Origin of the sequence: Ruegeria sp. R14_0 (assembly GCF_017743975.1) — a bacterium.
Lineage (GTDB): Bacteria > Pseudomonadota > Alphaproteobacteria > Rhodobacterales > Rhodobacteraceae > Ruegeria.
This window is the reverse complement of record NZ_JAGHRC010000003.1, coordinates 209,249-228,309: the sequence shown is the minus strand read 5'-3', so window position 1 is coordinate 228,309 and position 19,061 is coordinate 209,249. Positions and strand designations below refer to the sequence as shown.

Sequence of the window (19,061 nt, the reverse complement as noted above, 5' to 3'; positions counted from 1 at the left end):
CCAAGGTTGTCGTGCAGACCCGCACCATGCAACCCCCATGACGATGGTTCGGCACGGGAATGCCGGGCATCCGCGTGTCCGCCATGGGACGATTGAGCCCGCGCGCTCTGTTGGCGTCACGCGGCCTGATTGTCTTGCAGGTGTTGCAGGATTCGCGCGTAATTGTCTTCGCCTTGCGCGCCGGTCACAAGATGGCGCTGGTTGAACACCATTGCGGGGACGCCCTGAATGCCTTGGCGGATCCAGAACTGTTGCTTCTGGCGCACGATGTCAGCCCTCTCACCGCTCTGCAACATGGTCAGTGCATCGTTGCGATCCAACCCGATGCTGGCTGCTGAGTCGGCCAGAACCTGCATATCCGAAACGTCCTCGCGTCGCGTAAAGAACGTCGCAAAGAGCGCCTGTTTCATGTCGTGCCCCTTGCCCTGCTCTGAGGCCCAGTCGATCAACTGATGCGCACGAAACGTGTTGTACATCCGCATGTCGTCCGCATAGTTGAAGGTAAACCCAAGCGCGGCCCCCATGTCCGTAAGGCGCTCCCGTGCCTTAATCGACCCTTCCAAAGTCGTTCCATATTTGGCCGCCAGGTGTTCGCGCAGGTTCTCTCCACCTTCGGCCATCTGAGGGTTCAACTCGAACGGATGCCAGTGGATATCAAGTTCGCTTCCAGTGTTCTGTGCCGCCTTGGCCAGTTGCCGATAACCAATGACGCACCAAGGGCAGACGACGTCTGATATGATATCGACGCGGATAGGGAGGGGATCCTGCACGGTCAGCTTCCTTTCACGTCGCTGGAAAAGCGCGCGGCGTTTTCTTTGGCGAAGGCACTGGCATCCGCATTGGCATCCCAGAACTGAGGGTTGGCCTTGGGAATGGTCAGCGCCCGCTGTACGGCGGGCCGGGCGTCAATGCGGTCGAACCAGGCATTCAAATGCGGCAGGTCCGACACATCAACCCGCGCCCAGACATAGGCACGTGCCCAGGGGTACAGCATCATGTCGGCGATGGTGTATTCGTCCGCGGCGACCCATTCGCGCCCCTCAAGGTGCGTGTTCATCACCTCCATCAACCGACGGCTTTCGTCCACATAACGACGGATCGAGAATGGCTCGTCATGGCCATTGGGCGCGGCGATATGCTGGAAATACATGGCCTGTCCCATCATCGGTCCCACATGGCCGACCTGAAACAACATCCACTGCATCACCTCGGAACGCTTAACCGGGTCCGATGGCAGAAACTGCCCGTATTTCTCGGCCAGATGCCACAGGATCGCGCCGGATTCAAAGATCGCGCGCCCTTCAGCGCGGTCCTCAATGGTCGGGATTTTACCGTTGGGGTTCAGCGCCAGATAGTCCGGCGCTTTCTGCTCTTGTTTGGAAAAGTTGATATGAGTCAGGTCGTACGGCACGCCTGCCTCTTCCAAAAAGATGACCGGTTTGTAACCGTTCATCGTTCCGGCGGTATAAAGATGGATATCAGGCTGGGACATGTTCGACCTCGGCAAATGTGGTTTTCAGATGCGCGTCAAATCGGGCAAAATCCGCCTCGATCTCGGGGTTCTTCATAACATCAAACGCTGCAAAAGTCGGCAAGGGCTGCATGGCAAAGAACTTTGCGTTCAGATGCATCGGTCGCAACAGGTCATCGACGCTGCCGCCGGCAAAGAACGGCTCGGACGTATCGTCGAACGCTTCTTTTGGCGCGTTGAACGTGACCGACAGCATGTAGGATTTGCCGTTCAACGTGCCGCCGGTACCGTAATTGGCCTTGGGGGCGTCAGTTGTCCGGCCATCGCCTGCACAAAGTCGCCCATCCATTCCGGCGGTATAAACCTCATCCATATACTTCTTGAAAACCCAAGGCACGCCCATCCAGTTCACCGGAAATTGCATGATGACTGTGTCGGCCCACAGGTGCGACTCGACTTCTGTGTTGGGGTCATAGCCATCGGCGACGGTGGTCACGCGTACCTCGTGCCCCATGGCAGTCAGTGCGTCGCGCGCGTGCTCGGCCAAACTGGCGTTCAATTGGCCGGGGGCAAATTCGTAGGGCTGCGTGCCGTTCACGATCAGGATTTTGCTCATGTCCATATCCTATATGTGCAATCTCTGAACCCTTGACTTGCGGCGGGTTCACAGGGAATTTGAGTTTGCAAGTGAAGAAATGCAACTAGTATACTTTTGGTAACCTAGTTTTTAACGAAAGGACGACGATGCGCGCGCGAATTGACGAGGACGCGAAAGGGCGCCGACGGGTAACCGACGCCTGTTTGGAACCTTGTGCGATTGAACGTGGAATGCGGATCATCGGCGGCAAATGGACCGGATCTATCCTTTGGCACCTGAAGGACGGTCCGGTCCGGTTCAACGATCTGTCCCGCATGGTGGGCGGCGCCAGCAAAAAGATGATCAGCGAACGTTTGCGTCAGCTCGAGGATCAGGGGCTGGTGCATCGTGAAGTGATGGACACAGCCCCCGTATCTGTTCAGTACTCGGTCACCGAACTGGGCCAAACGGCCCTTGGTTTCCTTGATGAGCTGCGCAGGTGGACAGAAAAGCTGCCCAATGGCTTGCCCAACGACTATTGAAATTCGGCCAGTTGCCCTGTGAACTGTCCCAAGGACATGACCCTGCGCGACCTTGCAAGGGCACCGTCACATTTGAACCTGCCAGGGTTTCTTCCTTCGCGGTCGAAGGCATCGGTATGCCAGAGCAAGCAGTTGGCGAATGGGCCAAGGCAGAATTGCAGGGCTAACTGCAGCAATCGCCTGCCTCCGTCGACCAGATTGACCCCTTTGCAACGGGCAAGCCTTTTCACAAACCACCCCGATTTGCGTGTAAGCGCTTACTGGAATAAAGTGCGCAAGTTGAAGTTGATTATTCCTATGTTTGAGTTGTGACCTGAGTGAGTTGTTTTAGCCTGAATTGTCGCGGTTCCCGCGTTGCTATTGGAAATGGCAACTGTCTCGCCAAGGGATACAACAACAGTGATCAGAGACCGGACAGAGGAAACGGACACCCGCGCGACAGATCGCTCGACGACTTCCAAACCCAGCCTGAGCAGGTACGCTACTGATGCAGTCTATACACAATACAGAATGGGCCGATGACCCGCTGACAGAGATGCATCCGCGCCCGCTGGAATGGATCGAACACGCAGATGACATCCACAAAAAGGTTGTCCTGGTCGACTGGATGCTGGGCAATCGCTGCAACTATGCGTGCAGCTACTGTCCCGCTGCGCTGCATGATGGATCAATAGGATGGCAAAGCCTCGAAGACGTCGTTGGCATGATCGAAGCGCTGCAGGAACACTATCAGGAAGGTCTGGGCAGTCAGGTGTGGCTGCAGTTGACTGGGGGCGAACCGACGCTGCACCCCAAAATCAAGGACATCCTGAGTGCCGCTCGCTCGCACGGTATGAAGGTCAGCGTGATCTCCAATGGGTCGCGGACCGAGCGGTTCTGGCAGGCTATTCGTGACAAGCTGGACTCGTTGATCCTGACCTACCATCTGGAAGAGGCGGATTTTGAGCATGTCCGCCGCGTTATCGCAATTTTATCCGAGGTGATCCACGTTCAGGTCAATATCACCATGAACCCGGACCGCTTTGACGAAAGCTATGACGTTGCGCGCAAACTGGGACAGGAATTCCCCCGTATTGGGATCGTCATGAAGCCCCTGCGGCTAGAGTTTCGCAACGAGCTTTATCCTTATAGCGACGAACAGCTTGCCAAGATGCGCGAGCGGATGTCCAACCCCGGCGGATCGGGCGGCAAGCTGCGTCACCCACGTGGGATCATGGTTCGAAACAACGCTGACGGCTCGCGCGAGACGTTCCGGCCCAATGAGTTGATTATGCGTGGCGAAAACCGCTGGAAAGGCTGGACCTGTGATGCGGGGATCGAGTCTTTGCGCATTGCCGGAGATGGGGGCGTGTTTCGCGCCGTATGCGGTGTCGGAGGGCGTATCGGAAAAATCGGCGGTGACATCGCTCTGCCCGAGGGGGCGGTCATTTGCACGAAAGAGTCATGCTCCTGCGTCGCCGACATTCTGATCTCAAAATTCAAGTGGGATTAACGTCGCCCTACCGCCGACATCAACAGAATTCAACGCCGCTGAAAACTGCATGCGGATGACCCCCGTCACCGCTTTACTTGTTTTCGTGCGGCCTTTTTTTTATACTGATTAACGCATTTATTTTGGAATTTTTGATGTTCACGAGTGTATTTGGTTTGCCCGAGTTGCGACAGCGTAGAGCGTGTTTCGGCGACCAGTTCGGGGGTATTGATGACAAAGGCCAGCGGCCCAAAAGCTCGACCTAAAGTTGCGAAAAAAGGCACTCAGAAAGTGTCTGACCTTTATGACTTCGTGCAATCTCCTGAATGGCAGGAGGTGCTTGAAAACGCGCGGATACAGCAGGACATGGCTCAGGCTGCGCAGGGGCAGACGGCGGGTCAGGGCGGTCAGCCGAATGCTGGCCAGTCTGAAGTCAAGACTTCAACCTCTGGTAGCGCGGCTCCAAAAGCCGCTCCGGCCGGGGCGGGGCAGCCAAAGGCGGTTCAAAATAAGCCCAAACCCACCTCTGGGGGGCAACCGAGTGAGTCGGCAACAATCTCGCCCAAAAGGGCGGAAAGCAGCCAAAACGTCAAAACAGAAGGGGGCATTCAGGGAAATGCTGCCGCTCCCCCTGACGCTCAAAACCAAAACAAAGAACCCAAACAAGAAGCCGTTCAGGACGACGCGCACCCTGTCGGTGCAGGTTCCGAGTACAGCGAAACAGCCGCGCTGGCCGCAGAACCCAGTCTGAGGTTGTCCGAGGGTGAGGTGGCCGATCGCTTGCGCAAGACCCTTCTGGAACGGATGGAAGATCAAAAGCGCAATCGTCGCAAACTGAAGTTTGGCTTTGTTGCCATCGGATGCGTCATTGGTGTGGCGGCATCGTCTTCGGTGTTCATTGCGATGTCTGATCGGGGCACCTCTGTCCCGGTTGAAAGCGCAGGGTTTGCAAGCGAAGAAACCGAATTGGCCAGTCGAGAGCTGTTCGCGGATACCGAAACAATTGCGCCGGACACGACGGCTGAGCAGGCCGGATTATCGGCCAGTGTCTTTGACGCGCCGACGGGTTCGTTGCCGTCCGATGATGCGATCACCGAGACGGAAGATGTGGCGGGTTTGACCGATCCTTTGTCAAACCCGGAATCGTCCGGCGAAGTCGAGCCAAAATTGCTTAGGTTGGCCCCAAGCGTTCGACCTTTCGTGCCGTCTCTGACGCAGCCGCCGCTGCCCTTAACGTTGCTTAGCTATCGGCCGAGGGAAGAAATGAACCTTGGCTTTGTGCGGTTTCAATCCACGCCCGAGATTTTCAGCACGTCTGTCGCGCTGCTCGAAGAAACAGTGACCGGAACACGGCCAGAAGATTTTTTGGCCGGGGCCACGATCACCGCAGTGCGCGCGCCTATTGCCGTGGTGCCACCAGAAACGCCGGTGGCCCGGCAGAGCGCTCCTACGGTTCCAGTGCAGCCCGAGGCCTTGGTCTTTGTACCGCCGCAGGTGCCTGTTGGTCAGGCGACACTGTCTGAGCAGGCTTTGGTTTACCAGCCGCAAGATCGTGGTCTGGATGCCGGTGCACCCCGCGTGGACCTCATTGAACCCGAAGCACTGGCCTCTTTGGACATCGAATTACCTCCTGTTGCGCCCCCGCCGGCGGTGCCAGACAGGGGTGATTTGCAGGTCGAGTCAATTGATCCGACCCTCCAGCCAGAGGGCACGGCGATCGCTCCTCAAAGCACTGATCCCGCGCCATCAGAGCAGATTGAGACCGCTGCGCTGTCCGCAGAGCCGGAAACCCTTCCGACGGAATCGCCCGCACCGTCAGCGGCGCCCATTCCGCCCACTGCGATCGACCGTACGGCGGTTCTTGAGGTTGAAGTCACGCCAGAAGAGACGCCTCCGCCAGCTGCGCAGGTCGCCTTCAGGCTATATGCGCCCAACAACCTGCCGCAGGGTGTGGTGGATTCGGTCGTAAGCGACCTGACAACCACCGGTCATGAACTGAGCGGGCAGGCCCGCGTCGGGTTTGGGATCAGCCAGTCCAACGTTCGCTTCTACCATCGTCAGGACGAGGCCCGGGCCGCAGCCCTTGCTGAGGACGCCGGCGCATTGTTGCGCGACTTCACCGACGCCGGCACAAAAACACCAAGCGGGATCATCGAGTTGTGGCTGGCCGGAGAGGGATCGGGCGTTGCCGCCGTCAAACGGACCACGCGTCAGACCAGGGCGCAAGCACCGGCACCGAACCGCGTAAATCGCCTGAGAAGTCAGGTTTTGAGCAAACTGAAAAAAGCGACGACCCAATGAGGGTTGTCTTGAGTTATACTAAGAAGGATTCGACCATTTTTGTGTACTGTTAATTATTTCCCACGGGGTTTCTAACGATGACGGATAGAAGACTGATCGGCATAGTTACTGCGCTCTTATTCCTGACCACGTCGCAGGGCGCGCGCGCCGAGATCACGCTTGAGCAATTGCTTGTAATTGATGAGATGCTTTCGACCAACGACATTCAGGCACTGTATTCATACCTTGAAAGAAACCCGGAATTGCTGACGGGTGAGGACGAGCTGTCGCTTGAGTTAAGAAGCTTTCACGAGGCCGCGTCCGTTGGTGACGTCAACCTTGGGTATGCCACAACTGCGTCCGCCACTGCCGATAGCGGCCTGTCCGACAACACGTTCTCAACCCTGCAGCACTGAACCGGATGTCCGAATTGCAAGCCGTCGGGCGATCGAACGCACCTAAGATCGCCTATGTTATCGAACCGCGTTTCTCGGGTGGGACATCGGCCGCAGTGGCCGCTGAACTGCCGGTGGCCGCCCAGTTCGGGCAGGTTGTCGTGCATGCAATCACGTCCCGGACCTTTGGCGGCAATCAGCATATCTCGCCGGTTTTGCGGCGGGTTTTGGACGAATTGAACATTCCGCTAATCTGGGATGCGCCACGGATAAACGCGGATTTCGTTTTTCTGCACAACCCGTCCTTTCTCAAATACCAGGACACGCTGAACACCCGGATCATAGCGCGGGATCTATATGTGATCACGCATGAGAATTTCCTGCGTCCGGGGGGCGCTGAAGGGTTTGATGTTGCGGCCTGTCTCAACCAGATTGAGACTTCAGCGATTTCGCTGAGAAAAACACTGGCACCGATCTCGCCCTATAACCGGCGGACCGTAACCGACTGGTTGGCCACATCCCGCGTGGCGCGGCAATGGGAAGTTCTGGACAACGACTGGTTCAACATATGCCAGTCCGACATGCGCGGCCCGTGCGAAAGACCACAGGATCGCCGTGGGCGGCACTCACGCCCGGGGTTCGAAAAATTTCCTGCAATCGCCGATCTGGATAACTGTTTTCCGCCACATTCTCAGTGCAATGTCATCCTCGGGGCGGATGCTTTGTTGAATGCCCGTGTTCTGCGCGCGCATTGGAAGTTGCTTCCCTTCGATGCCATAAGTGTGGAAGAGTTCTTTGGAATGATTGACTTTTTCGTATATTTCACAGCGCCGACTTGGCAGGAAAGCTTTGGTCGCGTCGTGGCCGAGGCGATTGCCGCGGGCAAGGTGGTTCTGACCAACCCCGACACCGGGGCAACATTCGGCAATGCGGTTCTGACCTGCGAACCAGCGGGAGTGGACAAAATCATCACCGATCTGGTCGCGAACCCGAAGAAGTACCATGATCAGGTGGCCAAGTCGCAAGCGGCGCTCAAGGCTTATTCCCCAGAGAAATTCAAGGCGATGCTGTCCGGCATTCTGTCTGCCGACAGCGGGGTACATCCATGATTTACGTCGAATCCGGCACGCGTTCTTTGCGCTCGTTTGATGCGCAGCTGATCTTTGCTGAACAGCTTGCGGCGCGCGGCTTCAATGTCTGTATTGATGCCGAGTATTTTCCCGAAGACCCGGGCCGCGGCAGGTTCTATGAGGCGTCCAAGTTTCTTGCCGACCCCGAAGAGCACAAGGCGCAGACCGTGTTTGTCCTGGGCGTCGAAGAGATCGACGATCAGCTGCTTGCCTCGCTGCGAAAGAAAGAGCTGGACCCGAGTGTCCCGGTGATCGCAACCGGCCGGTTTCCGACCCAGCAAAGCTATATCGCTGCCAAGGCGCGCCTGGCGTATGCGCTGGGGCGCGAAGTTCGGGTGATGGACCTGACTGATTTTCAGCCGCGTCCAGTAATGGCAGCAACCGCAAGCCCGTTGGTTTCGGATATTCGGTCCCCGTCCCGGCGTCCAAGCCGGGAGTTTCCGAATGTAACAGTGGTTTTGGGTTCGATGGAATTGGACAACCCCGAGACACTGTCGTGCTTTTCGAGGATGAGCAGCCAGGGTGGTTATAACCTCAGGCTGATTGTTAGCGGGGCCCAGAACGAAGCTATCAAAGCCTCGCCGTTTCACGATCTGTCTACTTATATGTACACCGGCCTGTCCCCGCTGAGCTTGGCCAAATCCACAGATATTCTGGCAATGTTCGGCAAAGGTATTGCAGGTGTGCGCATGGCTGCGTTTGCGGTTGAGTTGATCGTCACGGGTGGCGTGGTCATTGACTGTACCGAAGACGAGGCACTGATGGCATCCGGTGCGCCCGCGGTATTGGGCCCGAAGACACCCTTTGCTTTGGACGGTTATCTGACGGGGCAGGTGATCGGCAACGTCGCGCATATTGCCGAACAGGCCGCCAAGTCACAGTGGAGGCATACGGTCGACATCTCGCGTTTGGAAACGGCCGCTGGCCTTCGACCCAAACAACGCAAGCCCGCGCCAGCCGAGGAAAAAACACTGTTCTTTCCAACAAATGGGGTCGGCTTGGGCCATGCTCAGCGGTGCGCGGTCATAGCGCGCGAGATGCCTGAAGCCGCGCCCAAGATGTTTGCAGCCTTTCCAAGTTGTGTGCCGCTGGTGCGCCGTGAAGGCATTGATTGCATCCCCCTTGTTCAACGCATCGACACCAAGACCAGTGCAGACGGGAATGACGTGCTGACCTATCGTCGTCTGAGCGCGGCCTTGCGCGACAACGACACGCTGGTTTTTGACGGGGGCTATGTTTTCGACTCTGTCTATCGCGTGATCCGCGAACGCAGTTTGTTGGCGGTGTGGATCCGGCGCGGGCTCTGGCCCGAGGGCCGCTCGCGGCAATCCATGCTGCGCCGCGAAGGGGTGTTTGACCGTGTGATCGTACCATCCGAGGCGTTTGAAGAATTGAACGACGCCTACAGCTTTGGCAATCACGTGCATTATGTGGGTCCGATCGTTCGTCAGGTCGAGCAGTCGGCAGAAGAAAAAGAACAGCTTAGGGCCCGTTTGGCGAAACGGTTCGGTCGGGATTTCAAACAACTGGTCGTCAGTATGCTGGGTGGTGGCGTCGCGTCGGATCGCTCGGCCCAGTTGCAGGCGATCTCAAGCATGGTTGAGTCGCGAAAAGACTGCCTGCATCTGGTCGTGACCTGGCCCGGCAGTACGGTTCAGCCGGCGGCATTCGGCTGGACGAATACGCATGTGGTGCAGACGCTCGAGGCGACCAAGCTGTGTCTTGCAGCTGATCTGGTTATTTCGGCGGCGGGGTATAACTCGGTTCTTGAGATGCTTTATCACCGTATTCCTGCGATCTTTATCCCGCAATCGGCACCGTATCTGGATGATCAGGAACGCCGCGCGCAGGCCATGGCCGACCGCGATCTGTGCGCCATGATCACCGAGCGAGAGTTCATGAAGCTTGAGCGCACAGTGACAGATTGTTTGGATCACGGGGGAACGGCGTTTTACCAAACTGCGTTGAACGCATTCAAACTGCCCGAAACAGGGGCTTCCAAGGCTGCGGCCCTGTTGACCGGATTGGAGGCCAGACATGAAGGATAACATGTGGTTCGAAATCCTGAGCCGCGCGTCGCCAAACGTACCCGTGTCGCTGGATGATCTTTTGAATGACGACCACGACCCGCAAACTATGGGCAAAGTTGTCTTTCCACAGATGCGGTTGGCTCCCGCAGTTAACCTCTGGCCAAGAGAGCAGGGCGGCCCCGTTTACATTGGCGTCCGGATTCTCGAACCGCCAGAGACGCCTTACACAGTCGCAAGACTGTTGGCGGCAGCAGCGATGGAGCGGGACGTTTATCCGATCATCCTCAGCCGGGTTGATTATTGCGGACTTGAAAGGTTTGGGTTTCGGGTCGAACGCATTCCCGAGGACTCCGCCGCTGCGCAGGCCGCCGAGGAAGAAATCAGGAAATACTGGGATCTGGCGATTATCATCAACGGACATGAAATTGGGATGTTACGCTAAGCTCCACTGACTATGGAGGGTGTCGTGAAGATCGTGACCGGTGGCCAAACGGGTGTTGATCTGGCGGCCTGGCAGTATGCGCTGGACAATGGCATCCCCTATGGCGGGTGGGTTCCGAAAGGGCGGCTGAATGAGGACGGGCGTATACCAGACCGCTTCAAGGGGCTGATGGAAACCCAATCCGAAGATGTTGCCGTGCGTACCAAGAAGAACGTGCAGTCTTGCGACGCACTGCTGGTATTTGTTGACGGAGCCATCAGCCCGGGAACGCAGCTGACCATTGATTTTGCGCAGGACATCGGAAAGCCCTGTCTGGTGGTCGATCTGCGGTTGGGGATCGCGGCATGTGCGGACCAGATCAATTCGTGGATCGCTTCGCACCCCGTGAGCAATCTGAACATAGCGGGTCCCAGAGAAAGCGAAGCGCCGGGTATCGGGTCACAGGTGACCGCAGTGCTGCAGCAAGTTCTGACTTCAAATGGCACCAACAACTGATTTTGGTCGGTTTGGATTTACGACGTTTCGCCAGTAGGCGCAGCGCCCTTCGGTTGATAGGGTCGGGTCACGTGATTGCGAAGGCCAGAATTCATGCGTGCAAAATCCGTCCGAGAGATTGATTTCGACAAGGTCCTGATTGTTGATGATCATCCGTTGTTCTGTGACGCCCTGTCGATGACGCTGCAAAGCGTTGCGCAAATTGGCGAAATCCACACAGCTGACAGGTTGGGCCGGGCAATTGATCTGATGGTCGAAGGGTTGCGACCAGACGCTGTCATGCTGGATCTGAATTTGCCCGACGTTGACGGGCTTGAGGGGTTGGCACGTGTAAAGGCCGCAACAGACGCGCCGGTTATTGTCGTGTCGTCAATCTCGGACAATCGCGTCATCAGCCAGGTCATTCAGGCAGGAGCCTCTGGCTATGTGCCCAAGCACAGCCAACGCGACGTGTTCCGCACAGCTTTCGAGGCCGTCCATGCGGGAACTGTCTTTGTGCCCGAGGGCTACGTGCTCACCGAAGGAGATGCTGACACTGAACAAAGCGATGCAGTGAACCGCTTGGCAACTCTGACAACTCAGCAGTCGCGTATCCTGCAGCTGATCTGCGAGGGGAAGTTGAACAAGCAGATCGCCTATGACCTCTCGATTGCTGAAACGACGGTCAAGGCGCACGTCACAGCAATCATGCGCAAACTCGGCGTGCAAAGCCGCACGCAAGCGGTGCTTTTGGCCAACAAAGCTTCGCTGAACAGTGTCTTGCAAGACTGAGCTTACGCGCCATATCTTAAGGCAACGTCGCGCTTTAGGGAGGAGGGCACGATGAACCAAGCAGTCGGGTGGGCGACAGCCGCAGCCCGTGCGCCAGGTATCGTCAAAACAGGTTTCGTTCACCGGGATACAGATCAGGCAATTGCAAAGCTTGCCGGATCGCTTGGTGATGATGACTTGGCATTGGTCATACTGTTCGTGAGCCCGGGTGCGGATGCGGCCGAGGTTATTGCCGATGCGGCCGACGCGTTTGCTCCAACCCCAGTGATCGGATGCACCACCGCCGGCGAGCTTGCTGATTGCGGCTATGGTGAAGACCAGATCGTTGCCATTGGCCTGCCGTCGTCGCATTTCGAGGCGCGGACACTTCTGGTGCCTGATCTTGCTGCGTTTTCTGCGCAAGAAATCATCGATCAAATGATCCGCAACCGCAATGACATGGCCGCCTCTGCGCCGGATTGGCCGCATGAATTTACCTTCCTGATGATCGACGGTCTTTCGACCAAAGAAGATCTGCTGACCTCGGAATTGGCCGTTGGCCTGGGCCCGGTTCCGCTGTTTGGTGGGTCGGCAGGGGACGGAACCCGTTTCGGCAGTGCCTATGTTCTGACCGAGGGGCAGGCCTTACAGAACGCTGCAATCCTGACTCAGGTCCGAACGCGGTGTCCGATCAAGGTATTCAAGACAGATCATCTGCTGCCGACTGCGCGGCGTATGGTCGTGACCAAAGCCGACCCCGCAAACCGGGTGGTGCAAGAGATCAATGCCGAACCTGCCGCACGCGAATATGCGCGCCTGCTTGGAAAAGACCCGGAGCAGCTGACGACCTTCACCTTTGCCGCCCATCCGCTGGTTGTTCAGATCGGTGGTCAACATCACGTGCGGGCTATCCAGCAAGTCGCAGGTAACGGCGATCTGGTGTTCTTCTCTGCAATTGACGAGGGGTTGGTTCTGACGCTGGCAGAACCTCGGGACATGGTCTCGCACTTGCAGGAAGAACTAGCCGCCCTGACGCAGGATGCGCGGCCTGATACGATCTTGGGGTGTGATTGTATCCTCCGCCGACTTGAGGCGCAGGAGAAGCAGAAGACAGGCGAGCTATCCTGCTTGCTGTCCGAGAACCACGTGGTTGGGTTTTCGACGTATGGAGAGCAATTCAACTCGATCCATGTGAACCAGACGCTAACGGGCGTGGCGATCTATCCTCCGGAAAATGGTTAGGCGATGATTGAATCTCTGACCGACCCTAATGACCCGCTGGACCGGCAGAATGAGAAGCTGCTGAAGATCGTTGCGGCCCTGATGCGGCGGGTTGAGGAATCCACAGACGCTTCGGGCGCGGCCTATGCGCAGTTTCAACGGGCCGCCATGCTGGAGCAGGAGGTCCGGGCGCGGACAGATGAGCTTGAGCGTGCGCTTGAACTTCTGAACGATTCGAACGCACGGCTGGCGCTTGCAAACCAGGAAACCGAGGCCGCACGCGCAGACCTGGCGAATGCGATTGAGGCCGTGCAGGAAGGCTTTGCGCTGTTCAACCGGGACGACGAACTGGTGCTGTGCAACAGCCGGTTCGGTCTGCATATGCCTGACATCAAAGCCCGATTGGTTCCCGGATTGCAGTTTTCGCAATATGCGGAGCTGGTGAGCCGGTCGAAGTTTCTGTCGCTGCCCAAGGCGGTTGCGCCTGCGGATTGGGTCGAACGGCGCCTTGCCCGCCATGCGGACGATCACGTGGTGTTCAACGTCCGTCTCAGCGGCAGTCGCTGGATGCAGGTGTCCGAGCATCGCACCCCGGACGGCGGCACTGTAATTCTGCAGACGGACGTCTCTGACATCATGCGCGTCGAGCGGAGAGAGAGGGACCGTATCCTTGACGACAAGGCCCAGTTGATCCGAGCGACGCTGGAACATATCGATCAGGGGGTCTGTATCTTTGACAGCACATTGCGCCTGGTTGGGTGGAACAACCGCGCCAGCGCGTTGCTGGCCATCCCCAACGCGCAATTCCAGATGGGGGCGCGGTTTCAGACCGTGTTCAACCGTCTGAGCGCCACGATCCGTTTCGAAGGCGGTGTCAGCGATGCGGACTTGCTGGCCTGGGTCAACCACACAACGGAACGTCCGCCGCTGCAATTCCAGATGCACAGCGGAGGGGCCAAGATCTTGTCGGTCTTTGCGCAGGAGATGCCAGATCGTGGTTTCGTGATTTCCTTCACTGACGTCACAGACGAAAGAAAATCCGCGCAAGCGTTGGTCGAGGCAAAGGAGCTGCTGGAACAACGCGTCGCGTCGCGCACAATGGAGCTGGCCGACGCGCTGAGCGATGCGGAGCGCGCAAATGCGTCGAAATCGCGTTTTGTCGCGGCTGCCAGCCACGATCTGCTGCAACCTTTATCGGCGGCGAAACTCTATGTCTCGACCTTGGGCAGCGGGTTGGACGCAGACGAGGCGCACGCGGTTGCGACCAAGGCTGAAAGCGCGCTCAACAGCGTTGAACATATTCTTGAAGCGCTGTTGGATATCTCGAAACTGGACTCGGGGCGGGCGTCGGTGCACCTGTCCGCAATCCCAGTCGCAGAGCTGTTTTCCCAGATGGAGGATGCCTTTGGACCGGTGGCTCAGGCCAAGGGGCTTGGTTTGCGCTTTGTAAGCACCAGCGCGATGGTCAGAAGTGACGCCAGTTACCTGCGACGTATCCTGCAAAACCTGTTGTCGAATGCGATCCGCTACACAGATCACGGCAAGGTTCTGGTCGGTGTCCGGCGCAAGGGGCGGAACCATTTGATCCAGGTTTGGGATACCGGTGTCGGTATCGCGTCAGATCAGAGAGATGTTGTATTTCAGGAGTTTAAGCGTCTGAACTCTGACGCCAGCGCGGCCGAGGGGATGGGGCTGGGCCTTGCAATCGTGGAACGCGCCTGCGGATTGCTGAACCATCCGATTCACCTGCACTCTGAATTTGGGCGAGGGACCGGATTCTCGGTCGAGGTTCCCACGGTGGGCCCGAAGCTTGCTGTGCAGACCGAGGGGGCATTGGCGGCACGGGTTTGTCCCGACGTGCTGCAAAGAACCGTCGCTCTGTTGATCGAAAGCGATGACAATCTGCGCTCTGCACTTTGCATGATGATGGAAACATGGGGCGTTCAGGTTCTTGAAACGGTCAGCAGGGAAGAGGCCTCAAGTCTGCTGAAAGAAATCGGTATCTTGCCAGATGTAATCGTTGCTGACGAACAGTTAGCAGAGGATCAGACGGGAACCCAGGCCATTGCACAACTGGCTCATGAATTCGGGCGCTTACCCGGTTGCATAATCTCGGCCGATCGTTCGACCGCGTTGGAGCAATTCTGCAAAGCTGCCGGCTTTCCCTTGCTGCACAAGCCAATTGATGTGCAACGGTTCAAATCTGTGCTGGAGGCCTTGGTTCGCTGACGCTTACCGCCTGAGCAGCGCTCAGGAAGGTCGCTGCTTACCAACCGTCCGCATCATCTGCCGAACATAAAACCGTGGTGCCACGCGATTCAGAAGATTGGCAATCCGCGCCACGCGTCCGACCGGAATGTATTCCTTGCGCTGTTGATAGCCACGCAAGATCACCTGCGCCGCCGCCTCCGGTTCCATGTAGTCGATCCCATCAGTGGCAGAGCCGGGACGGACAAAACCGTCGCCTGCCGCCTCGGGTCGCCCAATATTGGTCGCCACGAAAGACGGTGCCGCGATCGAGACCTGTACCCCGTGCGCAGCCTCCTCGGCCCGAAGGGACTTAAAGAACCCCTCCATAGCGTGTTTGCTGGCGGCATAGGCGGTGCGGTGAATAAGCGGGGCAAAACCTGCGACGGATGAGATCGCCAGATGTGTGCCCTTGGCCGACCTAACGGCTTCCAGGAAGTGCTGCGCGCAGGTTACGGCCGCAAAGTAGTTTATTTCGAACAGATTCCGGTGGGCTCCCATATCGCTGTCAGAAAACGCTGAGATCTGCGAGACACCAGCGTTGTAGATGACCAGATCAATCGAGTCCGAGGCGTGCAGGATCCGGTCACACGTGTCTGCGCATTGGTCAGGATCGGTCAGGTCACAGGCGTAGGTGCTGACATCGTCCAGATTGGCAAGCGCGTCCAGTTCGGGGCCGGGCAAGTCGATCAGGACCGTATGCCACCCGGTTTCCCGCAAAGCGGCCGACAGCGCGCGACCCAATCCGCCTGCGCCTCCGGTAATCACAGCTGTAGGTTTCATTGAGCGCCCTCCCACCAGTGTTTGAACGCCTCAGCGCTTGAGAATCTGGGGCGGTATCCGAAATCGCTTTTGAGCGCGGCGTTGTTCAAAACGGGGCGGTACAAAAGAAACCGCACCTGTTCCGGCCCATAGCGTGACAGACGCAAGGGTCGGGCAATGGCCAAGGCGGCCTTGACCAAACCGGGCGACAGCCAGCGAACAGTTTTACCCATCTCTGAGGCGATCTGCGACACGCTGAGCGCGCCGTCGCCTGCAACGTTGAAAACACCAGCTGGGCCGTCCGTGGCAGCGCGTACGAGGATATCAGCCAGATCTTCGTCCCAGATGAATACGAATGGGCTGTCCGATCCTTTCAGCCCTAATAGGCGTGGTTTTTTGAAAAGCGCGGTTATCTGGTTTTCGACCTTCCGGCCCAACACTGTACCCACGCGCAGGACGACCTGTTCCAGATCGGGTGCGGATCCTCTGGCATCTGCCAGCATCTCTTCTACCAGGCGCTTGTGCCAGGAATAGGCGAATTCCTGATTGCCGCGTATCGCGTCCGTTTCGCGCAAGGGGACAGGGTTATCGGCGTGGTATCCGTACGCTGCCCCGGACGAGGTTACCACAAGACGGCGCACCCCGGCAGCGATCGCGGCGTTCAGAACGTTTCGTGTGCCTTCGACATCGACCTGATACTCCAGTTCTCTGGTCGAATTCGGCCCGGGCGTCACGATCGACGCAAGATGCACGATGGTATCTGGTGCTCGGTCAAGAATGACATTCAGAGGCGCGTTGCCGGTGACGTCCATCTTAATGAAACGGGCGTTCTCGGGCAGGCTTTCCGGTTCGCGAATATCCGTCGCGGTGATGGTGATGTCAGCACGTTCACCCAACCGCCTCAGCAGGGCGGACCCTACTGCACCTGCCGCTCCGGTTATCAGGATGTGGCGCATTCGGGCACCTCCCGTCTTGCAAAAAAGGCGGCCAGCGCCAGCCCCGAAATTGCGTGCCAGATGCCCCATAATGCGGCAGCAACGGCCATACCACCAAGCCCGCCGAAAAAGGCAAAGATCAGGATTAGGCCAAGGCCCGAATTCTGAATGCCAGTTTCGATGGTAACCGAGCGGCGGTCGCGTTCGGACAGGTTTGCCGCCGTGGCGGTCAGATAGCCCCCCAGAAAAGCCAGCGCGTTATGCAGGATCACGATCCCGATGATCCCCGTGGCAAACCGCTGGAAGTTATCCCAATTTGCCCCAAGGGCGACGACGATAAAGGCTATGAAGATCGCCATGGAAAGCCATTGCATCGGACGGCGTATTTTATCGGCAAAAGCGGTAAAGCGTGCATTGACCAACATCCCCAGGATCAAGGGCAGGATCAGCATAAAGCCGACTGTGATGGCCACCGCGACGGGGTCAATCTCGGTCCGTTGCAGGATTTCCCGCGTCGGGCCATAGAGGTTGCCCCACAACGCAATGTTCGCGGGCGTGACTAGGATCGCCCCCACGGTCGCAAAGGCTGTCATGGACACTGAAAGCGCCACATTTCCACCCGCGCGGTGGGTCATGAAGTTCGAGATATTCCCGCCGGGGCATGCCGCAACAAGGATCAACCCCATCGCAACCGAGGGCATCGGATTGACCACCAGAAGCATCAGAAAGGTAATCGCAGGCAGAACCAAAAACTGTGAGGCCAACCCGACCAGCAGCGGTTTGGGTCCACGCACGATACGCCGGAAGTCATCCATCCGAAGATCCAGCGCGATCGAGAACATGACGATGGCGAGGATTGCGTTCAGAAGCTTTAGGTTTCCAGCGTCGAAGTTCAGCGCAACGTCGTCGATCCCGCTCATGACTGGGCCGCTTTCAGGGCGGCGATCTGGCCGGTGACTTCCCCTCGATAGGTCGCCTTGTCGACGTAATAGGCCATGCGGGGCAGGTCGATATAGTTCATTCCGCCAGTCGCGCGTTCAAACCCTTCGGATTTGGTCGCCTGGATAGCCTTTGCCGCCGAGTTGCCTGTTTTTAGTCCGGCGATATAGCGCGCGACCATCTCGGCCTGTTCATGGCGGCCTTGCCAGCCAAGACCCGAGGCCTCGATCATGCCCAGCACAAACAGGTCGTCGCGATTTGGGTGCATGCAGTTCAGATACAGATGCGGGGCCTCGCCTTGCCAGTTCAAATGGGCTTTGTCGATGAACGGGTAGTGCAGCTTATAACCGGTTGCCGCCAGAACCATGTCATATTCAGCACTGCTGCCATCGCGGAAATGCACGGTCTTGCCGTCGAACCGTTCAACATCTGCGCGGACCTTCAGATCGCCGTGCCCGGCGTGGAAAAGGATCAGCGAATTGACCACGGGGTGGGATTCGTAAAGGGCGTAGTCTGGCTTGGGGAAGCCATATTTCTGCGGATCACCGACGAACCATTTCAGGATTGCTCCGTCGACTTTGCGCTTGAGCCACATGGGCAGTTTGATTTTCCCGCCCATCGTGTCCGCAGGAACGCCAAAGACATATTTGGGCACAAAGTAATACCCGCGGCGCATTGAGATATCGCAGGACTGACCGTGGTGAATGGCGTCAACTGCGATATCACAGCCTGAGTTTCCGGCCCCAATAACCAACACACGCTTGCCTGTGAACTGCGTTGGATAGCGGTAGTCCGACGCGTGGATGAACTCGCCTGTGAATTCACCTTCGAATTGCGGCATGTTCGGCTCGGACAGGGTGCCGTTGGCGATCAGAACGCCGGCAAAGGTTTGGCTGTGCTCGGCGCCGTCCTTGTCGCGCCATTTGACCTCCCAGCCGCCCGCGTCCAGTGGCGTGGTGCTCAGAACTTCGGCACCGAAATGAAAGCGTTCATACAGGTTGAACGCCTTCGCGAAGTCGCGGAAATACGTCTTCAATTCACGATGCGACGGATACTCCGCCGTTTCTTCCAGCATGGGGAAGTCGGTGAATTCCGTCATCTTCTTTGAGGATATGAGGTGGGCGGTCTCGTACATCGTGGACCGGGGTGCATCGATGTTCCACAGACCACCCACATCATCTGCCAGTTCAAATCCCTGAAATGGCACTCCCTGCTCGACAAGCGTCTTGGCCATCGCCAGACCCATCGGTCCGGCTCCGATCAGAGCGTAACACTCTTCCGGGCGGGCCTTTACCGTGACCGGCTGGCCCGCTCCTACTTGCACCTGTTCCATGCGTCTCTCCTCCCGCAATGCTTTTATCTTGAACGATCGTT

18 protein-coding genes are annotated in these 19,061 nt (G+C 57.6%); 11 read left to right on the top strand and 7 right to left on the bottom strand.

Features of this window, described 5'->3' with window-relative positions; translation table 11 throughout:
* Positions 1 to 116 precede the first annotated feature (116 nt).
* Genes J7416_RS10905 through J7416_RS10895 form a run of 3 tightly spaced genes read right to left on the bottom strand, consistent with a single transcriptional unit; the run spans position 117 to position 2,087 of the window.
* Positions 117 to 776: a DsbA family oxidoreductase gene (locus J7416_RS10905; protein WP_209225078.1), complete on the bottom strand. Its 660-nt coding sequence runs from the start codon at positions 774 to 776 to the stop codon at positions 117 to 119.
* On the bottom strand, positions 773 to 1,492 hold the full coding sequence (locus tag J7416_RS10900; RefSeq protein ID WP_209224794.1) for a glutathione S-transferase N-terminal domain-containing protein: 720 nt from the start codon (positions 1,490 to 1,492) through the stop codon (positions 773 to 775). Before J7416_RS10900 ends, J7416_RS10905 begins: the two co-directional genes overlap by 4 nt.
* Positions 1,479 to 2,087, bottom strand: a complete 609-nt coding sequence (locus J7416_RS10895) for an NAD(P)H-dependent oxidoreductase (RefSeq protein ID WP_209224793.1) — start codon at positions 2,085 to 2,087, stop codon at positions 1,479 to 1,481. Before J7416_RS10895 ends, J7416_RS10900 begins: the two co-directional genes overlap by 14 nt.
* A gap of 128 nt (positions 2,088 to 2,215) precedes the next feature.
* On the opposite strand from J7416_RS10895, the gene J7416_RS10890 reads away from it, so the two are divergent.
* The 11 genes from J7416_RS10890 (at position 2,216) to J7416_RS10840 (ending at position 15,033) form a co-directional block, all read left to right on the top strand.
* Entirely contained in the window at positions 2,216 to 2,590 is a 375-nt protein-coding gene (locus J7416_RS10890; protein WP_209224792.1) for a helix-turn-helix domain-containing protein, read from the top strand.
* A 487-nt stretch (positions 2,591 to 3,077) separates the two neighbouring features.
* A complete protein-coding gene (locus J7416_RS10885) occupies positions 3,078 to 4,082 on the top strand; it encodes a radical SAM protein (protein ID WP_209224791.1) in 1,005 nt (334 codons plus the stop codon).
* A gap of 210 nt (positions 4,083 to 4,292) precedes the next feature.
* Positions 4,293 to 6,362 (top strand): hypothetical protein, encoded by a 2,070-nt coding sequence (locus tag J7416_RS10880; RefSeq protein ID WP_209224790.1) that lies wholly within the window; start codon positions 4,293 to 4,295, stop codon positions 6,360 to 6,362.
* Between the two features lie 77 nt (positions 6,363 to 6,439).
* Positions 6,440 to 6,757, top strand: coding sequence for a hypothetical protein (locus J7416_RS10875; RefSeq protein WP_209224789.1), 318 nt, complete (start codon positions 6,440 to 6,442; stop codon positions 6,755 to 6,757).
* A 5-nt stretch (positions 6,758 to 6,762) separates the two neighbouring features.
* Positions 6,763 to 7,845 carry a hypothetical protein gene (locus J7416_RS10870; protein WP_209224788.1) on the top strand — a complete coding sequence of 361 codons (1,083 nt, stop codon included), beginning with the start codon at positions 6,763 to 6,765 and terminating at the stop codon, positions 7,843 to 7,845.
* Positions 7,842 to 9,914 (top strand): glycosyltransferase, encoded by a 2,073-nt coding sequence (locus J7416_RS10865; RefSeq protein ID WP_209224787.1) that lies wholly within the window; start codon positions 7,842 to 7,844, stop codon positions 9,912 to 9,914. The genes J7416_RS10870 and J7416_RS10865 overlap by 4 nt, the downstream gene beginning before the upstream one ends.
* On the top strand, positions 9,904 to 10,338 hold the full coding sequence (locus J7416_RS10860) for a hypothetical protein (protein WP_209224786.1): 435 nt from the start codon (positions 9,904 to 9,906) through the stop codon (positions 10,336 to 10,338). The genes J7416_RS10865 and J7416_RS10860 overlap by 11 nt, the downstream gene beginning before the upstream one ends.
* 24 nt (positions 10,339 to 10,362) lie before the next feature.
* Entirely contained in the window at positions 10,363 to 10,833 is a 471-nt protein-coding gene (locus J7416_RS10855) for a putative molybdenum carrier protein (RefSeq protein WP_209224785.1), read from the top strand.
* Between the two features lie 93 nt (positions 10,834 to 10,926).
* Positions 10,927 to 11,604, top strand: coding sequence for a response regulator transcription factor (locus tag J7416_RS10850; protein ID WP_209224784.1), 678 nt, complete (start codon positions 10,927 to 10,929; stop codon positions 11,602 to 11,604).
* 51 nt (positions 11,605 to 11,655) lie between these two features.
* Positions 11,656 to 12,825 carry an FIST N-terminal domain-containing protein gene (locus J7416_RS10845; RefSeq protein WP_209224783.1) on the top strand — a complete coding sequence of 390 codons (1,170 nt, stop codon included), beginning with the start codon at positions 11,656 to 11,658 and terminating at the stop codon, positions 12,823 to 12,825.
* Between the two features lie 3 nt (positions 12,826 to 12,828).
* Positions 12,829 to 15,033, top strand: coding sequence for a PAS-domain containing protein (locus tag J7416_RS10840; protein WP_209224782.1), 2,205 nt, complete (start codon positions 12,829 to 12,831; stop codon positions 15,031 to 15,033).
* A gap of 21 nt (positions 15,034 to 15,054) precedes the next feature.
* Here the strand turns inward: J7416_RS10840 and J7416_RS10835 are convergent, their stop codons facing one another.
* From J7416_RS10835 to J7416_RS10820, 4 genes are read right to left on the bottom strand one after another with little or no spacing between them, the layout of a single operon-like run.
* Positions 15,055 to 15,834 carry an SDR family NAD(P)-dependent oxidoreductase gene (locus J7416_RS10835; protein ID WP_209224781.1) on the bottom strand — a complete coding sequence of 260 codons (780 nt, stop codon included), beginning with the start codon at positions 15,832 to 15,834 and terminating at the stop codon, positions 15,055 to 15,057.
* On the bottom strand, positions 15,831 to 16,769 hold the full coding sequence (locus tag J7416_RS10830) for an SDR family oxidoreductase (protein ID WP_209224780.1): 939 nt from the start codon (positions 16,767 to 16,769) through the stop codon (positions 15,831 to 15,833). Before J7416_RS10830 ends, J7416_RS10835 begins: the two co-directional genes overlap by 4 nt.
* On the bottom strand, positions 16,754 to 17,668 hold the full coding sequence (locus tag J7416_RS10825) for a bile acid:sodium symporter family protein (protein WP_209224779.1): 915 nt from the start codon (positions 17,666 to 17,668) through the stop codon (positions 16,754 to 16,756). Before J7416_RS10825 ends, J7416_RS10830 begins: the two co-directional genes overlap by 16 nt.
* Complete coding sequence (locus tag J7416_RS10820; protein ID WP_209224778.1) at positions 17,665 to 19,020, bottom strand: NAD(P)-binding domain-containing protein; 1,356 nt, start codon at positions 19,018 to 19,020, stop codon at positions 17,665 to 17,667. The genes J7416_RS10825 and J7416_RS10820 overlap by 4 nt, the downstream gene beginning before the upstream one ends.
* Positions 19,021 to 19,061: the final 41 nt, after the last annotated feature.